Below are 13,166 nucleotides of genomic sequence, written 5' to 3' on the forward strand. Positions count from 1 at the left end.
GATCGCGGAACAGTCCGCGCGGTCAATTCCAAAAACGATCGCAGGGCGGCTGGAGGCCGCCCGCGACTTACAGATCAAACGCGCCGACGCTTGCGCGGACGGCAGCCATTGTGCGGGATCGTGGTCACGTCGCGGATCGAGGTGACGGTGAAGCCCGCAGCCTGCAGCGCACGGAGCGCCGACTCACGGCCCGAACCCGGGCCGGCCACTTCAACCTCCAGCGTACGCATGCCGTGTTCCTGCGCCTTCTTGGAGACGTCTTCGGCCGCGACCTGCGCGGCATAGGGGGTCGACTTGCGCGAGCCCTTGAAGCCCATCGTGCCGGCCGACGACCAGGCGATGGTGTTGCCCTGCGCGTCGGTGATGGTGATGGTCGTGTTGTTGAACGACGAATTCACGTGCGCGATACCGGAGGCGATGTTCTTGCGTTCGCGGCGACGTACGCGGGTGGCTTCCTTGCCCATTTCAAACCTTTCCTGTGATCTCAAGCGCCGCCGTAGTGCCAGCGGCTACACCTCAAAACGCAAATGGCGAGCAGCGAATTTTAATTCGCTACTCCCCACCTGCAATTCGCGAAACTTACTTCTTCTTGCCGGCGATTGCCTTGGCCGGGCCTTTGCGCGTGCGCGCATTGGTGTGGGTGCGCTGACCGCGCACCGGCAGACCACGGCGATGGCGCAGGCCGCGATAGCAGCCGAGGTCCATCAGCCGCTTGATGTTGATGCCGACCTCGCGACGGAGGTCGCCCTCGACCATATAGTCGCGGTCGATGACTTCGCGGATCTGCAGGACCTCCTGGTCGGTCAACTGGCTGACGCGACGGTCCGCCGGGATCTTGACCTTCTCGATGATGTCGGCCGCATTCTTCTGGCCGATACCATGGATGTACTGAAGCGCGATCAGCACGCGCTTGTTGGTAGGAATGTTGACGCCGGCAATACGGGCCACGGACTTCTCTCCTGTCGCCGCTCCATCACGGATGCGGGCTTCTCAAGTTCTTGCTCTCTGCGGGCTTGTGTCCACAAACGCGAACACGACGCCCTTCCCCTGATGTCCTTCGGGGCCCGGCATCGTCATCAAACTATCCAACTTGGATGCGGGGCTTATTAAAGGATTCATGTCGGTTTCGTCAACCGCTCCTAGCGTTTAGCTCGCTTTTTCGTGAGCCTTTTTGCTGCCTTTTTGGCGGCCTTTGCCCCCTTCCGGGCATTCGCCGTACGGGCGGCCTGCTTTGCGGCCTTCTTCACGGTCTTCTTGGCCGGTTGCTTCGCCGTTTTCTTGGCAGCCTTCTTGGCAGCTTTGACCTTGGAGGCCGGCTTTGAGGCTCCCTTGGCGGCCTTACTGGCCGATTCGGCTGCCTTCCTGGTCGCCTTCGTCGCGGTCTTCTTAGCCGTCTTGGACGCCTTCGAGGCGCTCTTGGGCTCCTCGTGCTCCTTCGGTTCCAGCGCGCCGAGCGCGGTCAGGATCCGGTTGATCTCGCGGGTGACGTGCTCGATGGTCATCATGCCATCGACCGTCAGAAGCTTCCGCCGCTCCGAATAATAGTGAATCAGCGGTTCCGTCAGCGAGCGGTACTGCGCCAGGCGCCTGGTCAGCACTTCCGGTGTATCGTCGAGGCGCACTTCCTCGCCGCGCGCCCGGGTTTCCTCGGCACGCTTCTCGACGCGGGCGAGCAGCGCACTCTCGTTGACGCGCAGTTCGACGACGGCGTCGAGCTTGAGGTGCTTTTTCCGGAGCAGCTCGTCGAGCGCCTCCGCCTGCGGCACCGTGCGCGGGAAGCCGTCGAGGATGAAGCCCTTCTTCGCGTCAGGCTCCTCGATTCGGTCGGCGATGATTCCCACCACGATCTCGTCGGGAACCAGGCCGCCATTGGCCATGATCTCCTTGGCCTGCAAGCCGACCGGGGTGCCCGCGGCAGCGGCTGCGCGCAGCATCTCGCCGGTCGAGAGCTGAACGATGCCATGCCGGTGCACCAGCCGCTGTGCCTGGGTTCCCTTGCCCGAGCCCGGCGGCCCCAAAAGGATTAATCTCATATCTGTTTCGCCCCCCGGCTAGGTGGGCGACGTCCGCACACCTGTGTTTTGAGTTTGAAGCCGCACCGCGATCAGCGGCGGCGGCCTCCCCTGAGCTTCGACTTCCTGATCAGCCCTTCATACTGATGGGCGAGCAGATAGCCCTGAACCTGCGACACCGTATCCATCGTTACACTGACGACGATCAAAAGCGAGGTGCCACCAAAGTAGAATGGGACCGAGGCGTAGGAAATCAGAATTTCGGGGATCAGGCAGACGATCGCGAGATAGATCGCACCGAGCACCGTGATGCGCGACAGCACGTAGTCGATGTATTCGGCGGTGCGCTCACCGGGCCGGATGCCCGGGACAAAGCCGCCATGCTTCTTCAGATTATCCGCGGTCTCGGTCGGGTTGAACACGATCGCGGTGTAGAAGAACGCGAAGAACACGATCAGCGCGAGATACATGAGCAGGAACAGCGGCCGGCCATGGCTGAGCTGGGTGGTGAGCCACTGGAACCACTCCGGCCCCTTGCCGGCGTTGAAGTTCGCAACCGTGGTCGGCAGCAGCAGCAGCGACGAGGCGAAGATCGGCGGAATCACACCCGAGGTGTTGAGCTTGAGCGGCAGATGCGAGGACTGGCCCTCGAACATCTTGTTGCCGACCTGGCGCTTCGGATACTGGATCAGCAGCCGGCGCTGCGCCCGCTCCATGAACACGATGAAGGCGATCACGGCGACCGCCATCACGATAACGATCAGGATCAAGCCGGTCGACATCGCGCCCTGGCGGCCGAGTTCCAGCATGTTGGCGAGCGCCGACGGCAGCTCGGCGACGATGCCGGACAGGATGATCAGCGAGATACCGTTGCCGATGCCGCGCGAGGTGATCTGCTCGCCGAGCCACATCAGGAACATGGTGCCGCCGGTCAGCGTGATCGCGGTCGAGATCCGGAAGAACATGCCGGGGTCGCTGACGACGTTGCCGGCGCCTTCGAGGCCGATCGCGATGCCGTAGGACTGGAACAGCGCCAGGATCACCGTCAGATAGCGGGTGTACTGGTTCAGCGTCTTGCGGCCCGCCTCGCCTTCCTTCTTGAGCGCCTCGAGCTGCGGCGACACGGTGGTCAGCAGCTGTACGATGATCGATGCCGAGATGTACGGCATGATGTTCAGCGCAAAGATCGCCATGCGGTGGATGCCGCCGCCGGCGAACATGTTGAACATGCCGAGGATGCCGCCGGACTGGCTGCGGAACACCTGCTCCCAGATGTTGGGATCGATGCCCGGCAGCGGGATATAGGTGCCCAGCCGATAAACAAGCAGCGCACCCAGGGTGAACCAGATGCGCTTCTTCAGCTCGTCGGCTTTCGCCAGCTGTCCGAAATTGAGGTTTGCGGCAAGTTGTTCGGCTGCTGAGACCATGTTCGGCTTTCTCCCGGAGCCCGCTTCGCCGACGCCCCCAAGAAACTCGTTCTTTCGGGCCGTCGGCAGACACCGGACATTATCTGGTGCTCGGCCTCGATAAGTCCATCATTCGATCTGCGGATTGCCCGCGCAGGCCGCGGGCAATGACGCAGATGTTACGCCGCCTCGCCTTCGTCCTTGGCGGGGGCCAGGATCTTGACCGAGCCGCCGGCCTTCTCGACCGCAGCAATGGCCGACTTGGAAGCGCCGTGCGCCTCGATGGTCAGCTTGGTCTTGATCTCGCCGCGGCCGAGCAGCCGCAGGCCGTCCTTGGCGCGGCGCAGCACGCCGGCCTTCACCAGCGACTCGACGTTCACCGTCGCGCTCGCATCGACCAGCTTGTTGTCGATCGCTTCCTGGAGACGGTCGAGATTGATCTCGGCGAAGTCGAGCCGGAAGATGTTGTTGAAGCCGCGCTTCGGCAGACGGCGATGCATCGGCATCTGGCCGCCTTCGAAACCCTTGATGCGGACGCCCGAACGCGCGGTCTGGCCCTTGCCGCCGCGGCCCGAGGTCTTGCCCTTGCCGGAACCGATGCCACGGCCGACACGCATGCGCTTCTTGCGCGAGCCGGCGTTGTCGGCGATATCGCTGAGCTTCATCGCCCTTCTCCTTATCTCTGCTTACTCGCCGACGACGCGGACGAGATGCTGGACTTTGCTGATCATGCCGCGAACTTCAGGGGTGTCCTGCAGCTCGGCAACCCGGCCGATCTTGTTGAGCTTGAGGCCGATCAGCGTCGAACGCTGCGAGTGATGGCGGCGGATTGCGCTGCCGATCTGCTCGACCTTGATGGTCTTGCTGGCCTGGGCCATGACAGTAACTCCGAATAGCGCTTCGAGAAGCGCGCGTTGTTATTCCGCCACCACTTCGGCGTCACCGCCGACGCGGCGCGACTGCAGGGTGGAGACCTTGATGTTGCGGCGCGCAGCCACCGAGCGCGGCGAATCCTGATGCTTCAGCGCGTCGAAGGTTGCGCGAACCATGTTGTAGGGATTCGACGAGCCGATCGACTTCGCCACCACGTCCTGGATGCCGAGCGTCTCGAACACCGCGCGCATCGGGCCGCCGGCGATGATGCCGGTACCGGCCGGAGCGGCACGCAGATAGACGCGGCCGGCGCCGTGACGGCCGGCGATGTCGTGATGCAGCGTGCGGCCTTCGCGCAGCGCGACCCGCGTCAGGTTGCGCTTCGCCGATTCGGTCGCCTTGCGGATCGCTTCCGGAACTTCGCGCGCCTTGCCGTGGCCGAAACCGACCCGGCCCTTCTGATCGCCGATCACGACCAGCGCCGCAAAGCCGAAGCGCTTGCCGCCCTTGACGACCTTCGCCACGCGATTGATGTGGACGAGCTTGTCGACGAACTCGCTGTCGCGCTCCTCGCGATCCCTGCTCCGTTCGCGTCCGCCGCGTTCGCGTTCACCTGCCATGGTGTTTTCCAATCTCTAGGAGGCCTGACGCCTCTATCCTGGTAATCGTTCGTAAAGTTTAGAAGCTCAATCCGCCTTCGCGCGCCGCATCCGCGAGCGCCTTGACGCGCCCGTGATAGATGTAGGCGCCGCGATCGAACACGACTTCCTTGACACCCTTCTGCGCCGCGCGTTCCGCCAGCAGCTTGCCGACGGCCTTCGCCGCATCGATGTCGGCGCCGGTCTTGCCGGCGTCGCGCAGGTTCTTCTCCAGCGACGAGGCGGACGCGAGCGTCTCGCCCTTCTGGTCGTCGATGACCTGGGCGTAGATGTGCTTGGACGAGCGGAACACCGACAGCCGCGGACGGCCGCCTGCCGAGCGGCGAAGCGCAAGGCGGACGCGCTGCTTGCGCCGGGCATTCGTAACCTTGAGTGACATGACCGGCTCCGTTACTTCTTCTTGCCTTCCTTGCGGAAGATGAATTCGTTAGCGTACTTCACGCCCTTGCCCTTGTAGGGCTCCGGCGGACGGTAGGCGCGGATCTCGGCGGCGACCTGGCCGACGCGCTGCGGATCGTTGCCGGTGATCGTGATCTCGGTCGGCTTCGGCACCGCGATGGTGATGCCTTCCGGGATCGCGTAAACCACGTCGTGGCTGTAGCCGAGCGCGAGCTGCAGGTTCTTGCCCTGCATCGCGGCGCGGTAGCCGACGCCGGTGATCTCGAGCTTCTTCTCGAAGCCCTTCGTGACGCCCTCGACGAGGTTGGCGACCTGCGCGCGCGCGGTGCCGTACATCGCCTGCGCGCGGTTGGTCTTGACGCGCGGGGCGACCTTGACCTGGCCGTTCTCGAACTTCACCTCGACGTCGTCATGCACGACGAACTGAAGCTGGCCCTTCGGCCCCTTCACCTTCACCGTCTGGCCCTCGACGCTTGCCGTCACACCCGACGGGATCGCCACCGGCCTCTTGCCGATACGTGACATCGTAAAATCCTTCCTCAGAACACCGTGAAGAGAACTTCGCCGCCCACGTTGGCGTCGCGCGCCTCGTGGTCAGCCATGATTCCCTTCGGCGTCGACAACACCGAAATGCCGAGACCGTTGTTCACGCGCGGCAGGTTCTTCACCGAGGCGTAAACGCGGCGGCCCGGCTTCGACACCCGCTCGATCTCGCGGATGACGGGCTCGCCGTCGAAATACTTCAGCTCGATCTCGAGCTCGCTGCGGCCCGAGGCATGCTCGACGCTGGCGTAGCCGCGGATGTAACCCTCGGACTTCAGCACTTCGAGCACGTTGGCGCGCATCTTCGAGCCGGGGCTCGAGACCTTGGACTTCGAACGCATCTGCGCGTTGCGGATGCGGGTGATGAGATCGCTGATCGGATCGTGCGTAGACATTGTTCCGACCCTCCCCTTACCAGCTCGACTTCACGAGGCCGGGAACCAGGCCCTTGGAGCCGAGTTCACGCAGCGCGATGCGCGAGAGCTTGTTCTTGCGATAGATCGAGCGCGGACGCCCGGTCAGCTCGCAACGGTTGCGGATGCGCGTCGGCGACGAGTTGCGCGGCATCTCGGCGAGCTTCAGCGTCGCCGCGAAGCGCTCTTCCATCGGCTTGGTCTTGTCGGCGATGATCGCCTTCAGCTTCTCGCGCTGCGGGGCAGCGTTCTTCGCCATCCGCTTGCGCCGGTTGTTCTTCTCGATCGAACTCTTCTTTGCCATGCTTGGCTCCTGGGTATCCGCGTTTGAGTGGCTTTGGCTCAGCTACTCACTGCCGGAACGGGAAATTGAAAGCGGTCAACAAGGCGCGCGCCTCATCGTCGGTCTTGGCGGTGGTGCAGACCGTGATGTCCATGCCACGCGCTTCCGAGACCTTGTCGAAGTCGATCTCGGGGAAAATGATGTGCTCCTTGATGCCGAGCGAATAGTTGCCACGGCCGTCGAAGCTCTTCGGGTTCAGGCCGCGGAAGTCGCGGACGCGGGGCAGCGCCACGTTCACCAGGCGGTCGATGAACTCGTACATATGGGCCTTGCGCAGCGTGACCTTGCAGCCGATCGGCTGATTCTCACGCAGCTTGAAGGTCGCGATCGCGATCCGCGAATAGGTCACGATCGCCTTCTGGCCGGCGATCTGGCTCAGCTCGGCAGCGGCGGTCTCGGCCTTCTTGCGGTCGTTGACGGAATCGCCGACGCCCATGTTGAGCACGACCTTGTCGAGGCGCGGCACCTGCATCACGTTGGCATAACCGAACTTCTCGGTCATCATGCCGCGGATCTTCTTGTCATACTCCGCGCGCAGGCGCGGCGTGTAAGCTGTCTCAGCCATCGATCTCTGCTCCCGAGCTCTTGGCAACACGAACCTTCTTGCCATCGGCATGAATCTTGAACCCAATGCGGGTCGGCTTTCCGTCCTTGCCGACATACGCAATGTTGGACAGGTCGATCGGCATCTCCTTGGAGATGATGCCGCCTTCCTGGGTCTGGCTCTGCTTCTGGTGACGCTTCACCATGTTGATGCCGCGAACGAGAGCCTTGTTCTCGTCCGGACGCACCTCGAACACCTCGCCGGTGCGACCCTTGTCGCGCCCGGTGAGCACCATCACCTTGTCGCCCTTGCGGATCTTGGCAGCCATCACAGCACCTCCGGCGCAAGCGAAATGATCTTCATGTGGTTCTTGGCGCGCAGCTCGCGCGGCACCGGCCCGAAGATACGGGTGCCGACCGGCTCGGACTGATTGTTGATCAGCACGGCGGCGTTGCGGTCGAAACGGATGACCGAACCGTCGGCGCGGCGGATGTCCTTGCGGACCCGGACCACGACGGCCTTCATCACGTCGCCCTTCTTCACCTTGCCACGCGGAATGGCTTCCTTGATCGACACAACGATAACGTCGCCCACGGTGGCATAGCGGCGCTTGGAACCTCCAAGAACCTTGATGCACATGACACGGCGTGCGCCTGAATTATCGGCCACGTCGAGGTTGGTCTGCATCTGAATCATTGATGCACCTCGTCCTCTTTCTGCGCTTTAGCGCGCCCAAAAATTTCCCTGAATGTCTTCGGCCAGGCCGAAGTAATCAGGCCGTTTTCTTGTGTTCGCCCCGGACCACGGTCCAGCGCTTCAGCTTCGAGATCGGCTTCGATTCCTCGATCCAGACCATGTCGCCCGGCTTGAACTGGTTGTCCTCGTCGTGCGCGTGGTAGTTCTTGGAACGGCGGATCGTCTTCTTGTAGATCGGGTGGGTGAAGCGGCGATCAACGCGCACCACCACGGTCTTGGCTTGCTTGTCGCTCACGACCACGCCCTGCAGAGTACGTTTCGGCATAGCTGGCCCCTTACTTCTTCTTCGCGCGCAGCTGCGCGGCGATGGTCTTGATACGAGCGATATCGCGGCGGGCTTCCCGCATCCGCGACGTGTTCTCCAGCTGCCCGGTGGCGCGCTGGAAACGTAGGTTGAAGCGTTCCTTCTTCAGGTTAAGGACCGCGTCTTCCCGCTGGTCGTCGCTCATCGCGCGAATGTCTTCAACTTTCATCTCGGCCATGGCGATTACTCCGCAATGCGCGCAACGAAGCGCGTCTTGATCGGCAGCTTGGCGGCGGCGAGCGACAGCGCCTCCTTGGCGGTCTGCACCGGCACGCCGTCGATTTCGAACATCACGCGGCCCGGCTTGATCCGGACCACCCACAATTCAGGCGCACCCTTGCCGGAGCCCATGCGGACTTCGGCGGGCTTCTTCGACACCGGCACGTCCGGGAACACCCGGATCCAGACGCGGCCGGCGCGCTTCATGTGACGGGTCAGCGCGCGGCGGGCGGCTTCGATCTGACGGGCGGTGACGCGCTCAGGCTCCATCGCCTTCAGGCCGAACTGGCCGAACGCCAACGTCGCGCCAGAGGTCGCAACGCCGTGGATACGGCCCTTATGCGCCTTCCGGAACTTCGTCTTCTTAGGTTGCATCATGGCTTTAAGCCCTCAAATTCCTGCTTTGCCTCAAGCGGCGTCGCGGCGCGAACGCGGCGTGTTGTCGCCCTCGGCCATCTTCTTGTCCTGGGCCATCGGATCGTGCTCGAGGATCTCGCCCTTGAAGATCCAGACCTTGACGCCGCAGGTGCCGAAGGTCGTGAACGCGGTGGCAACGCCGTAGTCGACGTCGGCGCGCAGCGTATGCAGCGGCACGCGACCTTCGCGATACCACTCCATGCGCGCGATTTCGGCGCCGCCGAGACGGCCCGAGCAGTTGATGCGGATGCCCTCGGCACCGAGACGCATCGCCGACTGCACGGCGCGCTTCATGGCGCGGCGGAACGCAACGCGGCGCTCGAGCTGCTGGGCGATCGATTCAGCGACCAGGGTCGCATCGAGCTCCGGCTTGCGGATTTCGACGATGTTGATCACGACGTCCGACGAGGTGATGTCGGCAACCTTCTTGCGCAGCTTGTCGATGTCGGCGCCCTTCTTGCCGATCACGACACCCGGACGGGCCGAGTGGATCGTCACGCGGCACTTCTTGTGCGGGCGCTCGATCACGATGCGGGCGACAGCCGCCTGCTTGAGCTCCTTGTGCAGGATCTCGCGGATCTTGACGTCCTCGTGCAGGAGCTTGCCGTATTCCTGCTTGCCGGCGAACCAACGGGAGTCCCAGGTCCGGTTGATGCCGAGACGCAGCCCGATTGGATTGATCTTTTGACCCATCGTCTTCTCCTGCGCCCTTCTTAGGCGCTTGCCTCGGCCTCGACCTGACGAACCACGATGGTCAGGTGCGAGAACGGTTTGAACACACGGCCCGAACGGCCACGGCCGCGCGGAGCAAAACGCTTCATCACGATGCCGTTGCCGACATGCGCCTCGGCAACGACGAGATCGTCGACATCGAGGTCATGGTTGTTCTCGGCGTTCGCGATCGCCGATTCCAGGCACTTCTTGACGTCGACCGCGATCCGCTTGCGCGAGAACTGCAGGTCGGCGAGCGCAGCCGATGCCTTGCGGCCGCGGATCAGTTGCGCCACCAGGTTGAGCTTCTGCGGGCTGACGCGCAGCATGCGGGCGACGGCCTTGGCCTCATTGTCCGCGAGGCTACGTTCGCGCTTTGGTTTGCTCATCGTCTATTCCTCAAGCCTTCTTGGCTTTCTTGTCGCCCGAGTGGCCGTGGAAGGTCCGGGTCGGCGAGAACTCGCCGAACTTGTGACCCACCATTTCCTCGTTGATCGCCACCGGCACATGCTTCTGGCCGTTGTAGACACCGAAGGTCAGGCCGACGAACTGCGGCAGGATGGTGGAGCGACGGCTCCAGATCTTGATGACGTCGTGACGGCCGGACGCGCGCGCGGCATCTGCCTTCTTGAGCAGAGAACCCTCGACGAACGGGCCTTTCCAGACTGAACGAACCATGTCCGGCGTTCCTTACTTCTTCCGCTTGTGGCGGCTGAGGAGAATGAATTTGTTGGTCGACTTGTTGGTGCGGGTCTTCTTGCCCTTGGTCGGCTTGCCCCACGGAGTGACCGGGTGACGACCGCCCGAGGTACGACCTTCACCACCGCCGTGCGGATGATCGATCGGGTTCATGACGACGCCGCGGTTGTGCGGACGCCAGCCGAGCCAGCGGGTACGACCGGCCTTGCCGATCGAGATGTTCATGTGATCCGGGTTCGAGACCGCGCCGATGGTGCCGCGGCAACGGCCGTGCACGAGACGCTGCTCGCCCGAGTTCAGGCGGACGATCACATAGTCCTGGTCGCGGCCGACGATCTGGGCGTAGGTGCCGGCGGAGCGCGCCAGCTGGCCGCCCTTGCCGATCTTCAGCTCGATGTTGTGCACGATCGTGCCGACCGGCATGTTGCCGAGCGGCATGACGTTGCCCGGCTTCACGTCGACATAGTAGCCGGCGACGACGGTGTCGCCCGCCGCCAGGCGCTGCGGCGCCAGGATGTAGGCCAGCTCGCCGTCCTGATACTTGATCAGCGCGATGAACGCGGTGCGGTTCGGATCGTACTCGAGCCGCTCCACGACCGCCGGCATGTCCACCTTGTCGCGGCGGAAGTCGACGGTGCGGTAGGCCTTCTTGTGGCCGCCGCCGCGGAAACGCACGGTGATGCGACCGGTGTTGTTGCGACCGCCATTGCCGAGCTTGCCCTCGGTCAGGGTCTTCACCGGCTTGCCCTTGTAGAGCGCCGAACGATCGACCATGACCAGCTGGCGCTGGCCCGGCGTCGTGGGATTGTAGGTTTTCAATGCCATCGTCGTTGCGCCTTATAGTCCGGTAGTCACGTCGATGCGGTGACCCTCTTCAAGGGTCACGATCGCGCGCTTGGAGTCCGAATGCGAGCCGAGATTGCCGCGGAACATCTTGGTCTTGCCCTTGCGAACGAGAGTGTTGACGCTCTTCACCTTGACGTCGAACAGCTTCTCGACCGCTTCCTTGATCTGCGGCTTGGTCGCCTTGCCGGCGACCTTGAACATAACCTTGTTGTGCTCGGAGGCGAGCGTCGCCTTTTCCGTCACGACCGGCGAGATGATGACGTCGTAGTGGCGCGGATCGATGTTCTTCATTTGAAGCGCGCCTCCAGCGCATCAACCGCAGCCTTGGTCAGCACCAGCTTGTGGCGGCGGAGAATGTCGTAGACGTTGATGCCCTGGATCGGCAGCACGTCGATGTTCGGGATGTTGCGGGCCGCGGTCGCGAAACCGTTGTGCAGCTCCGCACCGTCGATGATCAGCGCGTTGGTCAGGCCGAGGCCCGAGAAGTGACCAAGCAGCGCCTTGGTCTTGGCGGCCTCGAGCTGCGCATTGTCGATCACGATCAGCCCGCCGTCCTTGGCCTTGGCCGACAGCGCATGCTTCAGCGCGAGCGCCCGCACCTTCTTCGGCAGGTCGGTCGCATGGGAGCGAACCACCGGACCGAACGCACGGCCACCGCCGCGGAACTGCGGCACGCGGGCCGAGCCGTGACGGGCGCCGCCGGTGCCCTTCTGCTTGTACATCTTCTTGCCGGTGCGCCAGACGTCGGCGCGGCCCTGCGCCTTGTGGGTACCGGCCTGGCGCTTGTTGAGCTGCCACTGCACGCAACGCTGGATGATGTCCTTGCGCGGCTCGAGACCAAAGATCTCGTCCGACAGCTGAACCGAGCCGGCGTCCTTGCCTTCAAGGGTGGTGACTTTCAGTTCCATCTCACACGCCCTCCTTCTCGGCTACAGCCTCGGCAGCTTCACCGCCGGCGACCTTGAACTTGCCGGGCTTCGGGGCTTCCTTCGGCAGCGGCTTCTTGACCGCGTCGCGCACCGAGATCCAGCCGCCCTTGGAGCCGGGAACGGCGCCTTCGACGAGGATCAGGCCGCGCTCGACGTCGGTCGAAACCACGCGCAGATTGAGCGTGGTGATGCGGTCGACGCCCATATGACCGGGCATCTTCTTGTTCTTGAAGGTCTTGCCGGGGTCCTGACGGCCACCGGTCGAACCGATCGAACGATGCGAGACCGACACACCGTGGGTGGCGCGCAGACCGCCGAAATTCCAGCGCTTCATGCCGCCGGCGAAGCCCTTGCCGATCGAGGTGCCGGTCACGTCGACGAACTGGCCGACCACGAAATGGTCCGCCTGGATTTCCGCGCCGACCGGGATCAGCGCGTCCTCGGACACGCGGAACTCGGCGACCTTGCGCTTCGGCTCGACCTTGGCGACCGCGAACTGGCCGCGTTCGGCCTTCGGCATGTACACCGTCTTGCGGGCGCCCGAGCCGAGCTGAAGAGCGACATAGCCGTTCTTCTCGGTCGTGCGGTGGCCCAGCACCTGGCAGTTGCCCAACTTCAGCACGGTCACAGGGATATGCTCGCCGGTCTCCGTAAAGACCCGCGTCATCCCGACCTTTTGTGCGATCACTCCGGAGCGCATCGGCGTGCTTCCTGTCTTTCTGTCCGCAAGCGGCGGACGTAAAAATCCAAAACCTTAGAGCTTGATCTCGACGTCGACACCGGCGGCCAGGTCGAGCTTCATCAGCGCATCGACGGTCTGCGGGGTCGGGTCGACAATGTCGAGGAGGCGCTTGTGAGTGCGCATCTCGAATTGCTCGCGGCTCTTCTTGTCAACGTGCGGCGAACGGTTGACGGTGAACTTCTCGATGCGGGTCGGCAGCGGAATCGGTCCGCGAACCTGCGCACCGGTGCGCTTCGCCGTGTTCACGATCTCACGGGTCGACGTATCGAGGATTCGATGGTCGAACGCCTTGAGACGGATGCGAATGTTTTGGCCGTTCATTGCCGTATCTCTTTCTTCGTCGCTCAATTA

At 63.4% G+C, this 13,166-nt stretch carries 25 protein-coding genes; all 25 read right to left on the reverse strand.

Annotated features, from left to right (window positions below):
- Positions 1–74: 74 nt before the first annotated feature.
- The 25 genes from rpsK to rpsJ all read right to left on the reverse strand — a co-directional run bounded on the left by rpsK (position 75) and on the right by rpsJ (position 13,136).
- Positions 75–464: a 30S ribosomal protein S11 gene (gene rpsK, locus HU230_RS16970; protein ID WP_006021048.1), complete on the reverse strand. Its 390-nt coding sequence runs from the start codon at positions 462–464 to the stop codon at positions 75–77.
- Positions 465–579: 115 nt separating this feature from the next.
- Positions 580–948: a 30S ribosomal protein S13 gene (rpsM, locus tag HU230_RS16975; protein ID WP_176530651.1), complete on the reverse strand. Its 369-nt coding sequence runs from the start codon at positions 946–948 to the stop codon at positions 580–582.
- Between the two features lie 191 nt (positions 949–1,139).
- Positions 1,140–2,033, reverse strand: coding sequence for an adenylate kinase (locus HU230_RS16980; protein WP_176530650.1), 894 nt, complete (start codon positions 2,031–2,033; stop codon positions 1,140–1,142).
- 71 nt (positions 2,034–2,104) lie between these two features.
- Positions 2,105–3,439, reverse strand: coding sequence for a preprotein translocase subunit SecY (gene secY / locus HU230_RS16985; RefSeq protein WP_176530649.1), 1,335 nt, complete (start codon positions 3,437–3,439; stop codon positions 2,105–2,107).
- Positions 3,440–3,597: 158 nt separating this feature from the next.
- Entirely contained in the window at positions 3,598–4,083 is a 486-nt protein-coding gene (rplO, locus tag HU230_RS16990) for a 50S ribosomal protein L15 (RefSeq protein WP_176530648.1), read from the reverse strand.
- Positions 4,084–4,104: 21 nt separating this feature from the next.
- On the reverse strand, positions 4,105–4,296 hold the full coding sequence (gene rpmD / locus HU230_RS16995) for a 50S ribosomal protein L30 (RefSeq protein ID WP_092114985.1): 192 nt from the start codon (positions 4,294–4,296) through the stop codon (positions 4,105–4,107).
- A gap of 39 nt (positions 4,297–4,335) precedes the next feature.
- Positions 4,336–4,911 carry a 30S ribosomal protein S5 gene (gene rpsE, locus HU230_RS17000; protein WP_028349043.1) on the reverse strand — a complete coding sequence of 192 codons (576 nt, stop codon included), beginning with the start codon at positions 4,909–4,911 and terminating at the stop codon, positions 4,336–4,338.
- A 58-nt stretch (positions 4,912–4,969) separates the two neighbouring features.
- A complete protein-coding gene (gene rplR, locus HU230_RS17005) occupies positions 4,970–5,329 on the reverse strand; it encodes a 50S ribosomal protein L18 (protein ID WP_029081760.1) in 360 nt (119 codons plus the stop codon).
- 11 nt (positions 5,330–5,340) lie between these two features.
- Positions 5,341–5,874, reverse strand: a complete 534-nt coding sequence (gene rplF, locus HU230_RS17010) for a 50S ribosomal protein L6 (RefSeq protein WP_092114986.1) — start codon at positions 5,872–5,874, stop codon at positions 5,341–5,343.
- Positions 5,875–5,888: 14 nt separating this feature from the next.
- The gene (gene rpsH / locus HU230_RS17015) at positions 5,889–6,287 is read right to left on the reverse strand and encodes a 30S ribosomal protein S8 (RefSeq protein ID WP_021081651.1); all 399 of its coding nucleotides are present in this window, start codon (positions 6,285–6,287) and stop codon (positions 5,889–5,891) included.
- A 16-nt stretch (positions 6,288–6,303) separates the two neighbouring features.
- Entirely contained in the window at positions 6,304–6,609 is a 306-nt protein-coding gene (gene rpsN / locus HU230_RS17020) for a 30S ribosomal protein S14 (protein ID WP_092114988.1), read from the reverse strand.
- Between the two features lie 46 nt (positions 6,610–6,655).
- Complete coding sequence (gene rplE, locus HU230_RS17025) at positions 6,656–7,213, reverse strand: 50S ribosomal protein L5 (RefSeq protein WP_097675079.1); 558 nt, start codon at positions 7,211–7,213, stop codon at positions 6,656–6,658.
- Positions 7,206–7,520: a 50S ribosomal protein L24 gene (gene rplX, locus HU230_RS17030; protein ID WP_173637157.1), complete on the reverse strand. Its 315-nt coding sequence runs from the start codon at positions 7,518–7,520 to the stop codon at positions 7,206–7,208. Before rplX ends, rplE begins: the two co-directional genes overlap by 8 nt.
- On the reverse strand, positions 7,520–7,888 hold the full coding sequence (gene rplN, locus HU230_RS17035; RefSeq protein WP_011473865.1) for a 50S ribosomal protein L14: 369 nt from the start codon (positions 7,886–7,888) through the stop codon (positions 7,520–7,522). Before rplN ends, rplX begins: the two co-directional genes overlap by 1 nt.
- A gap of 76 nt (positions 7,889–7,964) precedes the next feature.
- A complete protein-coding gene (rpsQ, locus tag HU230_RS17040) occupies positions 7,965–8,213 on the reverse strand; it encodes a 30S ribosomal protein S17 (protein ID WP_092114991.1) in 249 nt (82 codons plus the stop codon).
- A 10-nt stretch (positions 8,214–8,223) separates the two neighbouring features.
- On the reverse strand, positions 8,224–8,430 hold the full coding sequence (rpmC, locus tag HU230_RS17045; protein ID WP_021081654.1) for a 50S ribosomal protein L29: 207 nt from the start codon (positions 8,428–8,430) through the stop codon (positions 8,224–8,226).
- 5 nt (positions 8,431–8,435) lie between these two features.
- Complete coding sequence (rplP, locus tag HU230_RS17050) at positions 8,436–8,849, reverse strand: 50S ribosomal protein L16 (protein WP_016843752.1); 414 nt, start codon at positions 8,847–8,849, stop codon at positions 8,436–8,438.
- A 30-nt stretch (positions 8,850–8,879) separates the two neighbouring features.
- Entirely contained in the window at positions 8,880–9,581 is a 702-nt protein-coding gene (rpsC, locus tag HU230_RS17055) for a 30S ribosomal protein S3 (RefSeq protein ID WP_018272135.1), read from the reverse strand.
- Between the two features lie 20 nt (positions 9,582–9,601).
- Positions 9,602–9,988: a 50S ribosomal protein L22 gene (rplV, locus tag HU230_RS17060; protein ID WP_018272136.1), complete on the reverse strand. Its 387-nt coding sequence runs from the start codon at positions 9,986–9,988 to the stop codon at positions 9,602–9,604.
- Positions 9,989–9,998: 10 nt separating this feature from the next.
- The gene (rpsS, locus tag HU230_RS17065) at positions 9,999–10,277 is read right to left on the reverse strand and encodes a 30S ribosomal protein S19 (RefSeq protein WP_018272137.1); all 279 of its coding nucleotides are present in this window, start codon (positions 10,275–10,277) and stop codon (positions 9,999–10,001) included.
- 12 nt (positions 10,278–10,289) lie between these two features.
- A complete protein-coding gene (gene rplB / locus HU230_RS17070; protein ID WP_176530647.1) occupies positions 10,290–11,123 on the reverse strand; it encodes a 50S ribosomal protein L2 in 834 nt (277 codons plus the stop codon).
- A 12-nt stretch (positions 11,124–11,135) separates the two neighbouring features.
- Positions 11,136–11,435, reverse strand: coding sequence for a 50S ribosomal protein L23 (locus HU230_RS17075; RefSeq protein WP_176530646.1), 300 nt, complete (start codon positions 11,433–11,435; stop codon positions 11,136–11,138).
- Complete coding sequence (gene rplD / locus HU230_RS17080; protein WP_173637158.1) at positions 11,432–12,052, reverse strand: 50S ribosomal protein L4; 621 nt, start codon at positions 12,050–12,052, stop codon at positions 11,432–11,434. The genes HU230_RS17075 and rplD overlap by 4 nt, the downstream gene beginning before the upstream one ends.
- A 1-nt stretch (position 12,053) precedes the next feature.
- Positions 12,054–12,773 carry a 50S ribosomal protein L3 gene (rplC, locus tag HU230_RS17085; RefSeq protein WP_029081772.1) on the reverse strand — a complete coding sequence of 240 codons (720 nt, stop codon included), beginning with the start codon at positions 12,771–12,773 and terminating at the stop codon, positions 12,054–12,056.
- A 54-nt stretch (positions 12,774–12,827) separates the two neighbouring features.
- On the reverse strand, positions 12,828–13,136 hold the full coding sequence (gene rpsJ, locus HU230_RS17090) for a 30S ribosomal protein S10 (protein ID WP_002712302.1): 309 nt from the start codon (positions 13,134–13,136) through the stop codon (positions 12,828–12,830).
- Positions 13,137–13,166 lie beyond the last annotated feature (30 nt).

The organism is Bradyrhizobium quebecense (genome assembly GCF_013373795.3).
Taxonomy (GTDB): Bacteria; Pseudomonadota; Alphaproteobacteria; order Rhizobiales; family Xanthobacteraceae; genus Bradyrhizobium; species Bradyrhizobium quebecense.

What these genes read in the sequence shown, in the direction of transcription:
- rpsK (WP_006021048.1), bottom strand. Translation starts at nt 464, where the DNA reads ATGGGCAAGGAAGCCACCCGCGTACGTCGCCGCGAACGCAAGAACATC.
- HU230_RS16980 (WP_176530650.1), bottom strand. Translation starts at nt 2,033, where the DNA reads ATGAGATTAATCCTTTTGGGGCCGCCGGGCTCGGGCAAGGGAACCCAG.
- secY (WP_176530649.1), bottom strand. Translation starts at nt 3,439, where the DNA reads ATGGTCTCAGCAGCCGAACAACTTGCCGCAAACCTCAATTTCGGACAG.
- rplO (WP_176530648.1), bottom strand. Translation starts at nt 4,083, where the DNA reads ATGAAGCTCAGCGATATCGCCGACAACGCCGGCTCGCGCAAGAAGCGC.
- rpmD (WP_092114985.1), bottom strand. Translation starts at nt 4,296, where the DNA reads ATGGCCCAGGCCAGCAAGACCATCAAGGTCGAGCAGATCGGCAGCGCA.
- rpsE (WP_028349043.1), bottom strand. Translation starts at nt 4,911, where the DNA reads ATGGCAGGTGAACGCGAACGCGGCGGACGCGAACGGAGCAGGGATCGC.
- rplR (WP_029081760.1), bottom strand. Translation starts at nt 5,329, where the DNA reads ATGTCACTCAAGGTTACGAATGCCCGGCGCAAGCAGCGCGTCCGCCTT.
- rplF (WP_092114986.1), bottom strand. Translation starts at nt 5,874, where the DNA reads ATGTCACGTATCGGCAAGAGGCCGGTGGCGATCCCGTCGGGTGTGACG.
- rpsH (WP_021081651.1), bottom strand. Translation starts at nt 6,287, where the DNA reads ATGTCTACGCACGATCCGATCAGCGATCTCATCACCCGCATCCGCAAC.
- rpsN (WP_092114988.1), bottom strand. Translation starts at nt 6,609, where the DNA reads ATGGCAAAGAAGAGTTCGATCGAGAAGAACAACCGGCGCAAGCGGATG.
- rplE (WP_097675079.1), bottom strand. Translation starts at nt 7,213, where the DNA reads ATGGCTGAGACAGCTTACACGCCGCGCCTGCGCGCGGAGTATGACAAG.
- rplX (WP_173637157.1), bottom strand. Translation starts at nt 7,520, where the DNA reads ATGGCTGCCAAGATCCGCAAGGGCGACAAGGTGATGGTGCTCACCGGG.
- rplN (WP_011473865.1), bottom strand. Translation starts at nt 7,888, where the DNA reads ATGATTCAGATGCAGACCAACCTCGACGTGGCCGATAATTCAGGCGCA.
- rpsQ (WP_092114991.1), bottom strand. Translation starts at nt 8,213, where the DNA reads ATGCCGAAACGTACTCTGCAGGGCGTGGTCGTGAGCGACAAGCAAGCC.
- rpmC (WP_021081654.1), bottom strand. Translation starts at nt 8,430, where the DNA reads ATGGCCGAGATGAAAGTTGAAGACATTCGCGCGATGAGCGACGACCAG.
- rplP (WP_016843752.1), bottom strand. Translation starts at nt 8,849, where the DNA reads ATGATGCAACCTAAGAAGACGAAGTTCCGGAAGGCGCATAAGGGCCGT.
- rpsC (WP_018272135.1), bottom strand. Translation starts at nt 9,581, where the DNA reads ATGGGTCAAAAGATCAATCCAATCGGGCTGCGTCTCGGCATCAACCGG.
- rplV (WP_018272136.1), bottom strand. Translation starts at nt 9,988, where the DNA reads ATGAGCAAACCAAAGCGCGAACGTAGCCTCGCGGACAATGAGGCCAAG.
- rpsS (WP_018272137.1), bottom strand. Translation starts at nt 10,277, where the DNA reads ATGGTTCGTTCAGTCTGGAAAGGCCCGTTCGTCGAGGGTTCTCTGCTC.
- rplB (WP_176530647.1), bottom strand. Translation starts at nt 11,123, where the DNA reads ATGGCATTGAAAACCTACAATCCCACGACGCCGGGCCAGCGCCAGCTG.
- HU230_RS17075 (WP_176530646.1), bottom strand. Translation starts at nt 11,435, where the DNA reads ATGAAGAACATCGATCCGCGCCACTACGACGTCATCATCTCGCCGGTC.
- rplD (WP_173637158.1), bottom strand. Translation starts at nt 12,052, where the DNA reads ATGGAACTGAAAGTCACCACCCTTGAAGGCAAGGACGCCGGCTCGGTT.
- rplC (WP_029081772.1), bottom strand. Translation starts at nt 12,773, where the DNA reads ATGCGCTCCGGAGTGATCGCACAAAAGGTCGGGATGACGCGGGTCTTT.
- rpsJ (WP_002712302.1), bottom strand. Translation starts at nt 13,136, where the DNA reads ATGAACGGCCAAAACATTCGCATCCGTCTCAAGGCGTTCGACCATCGA.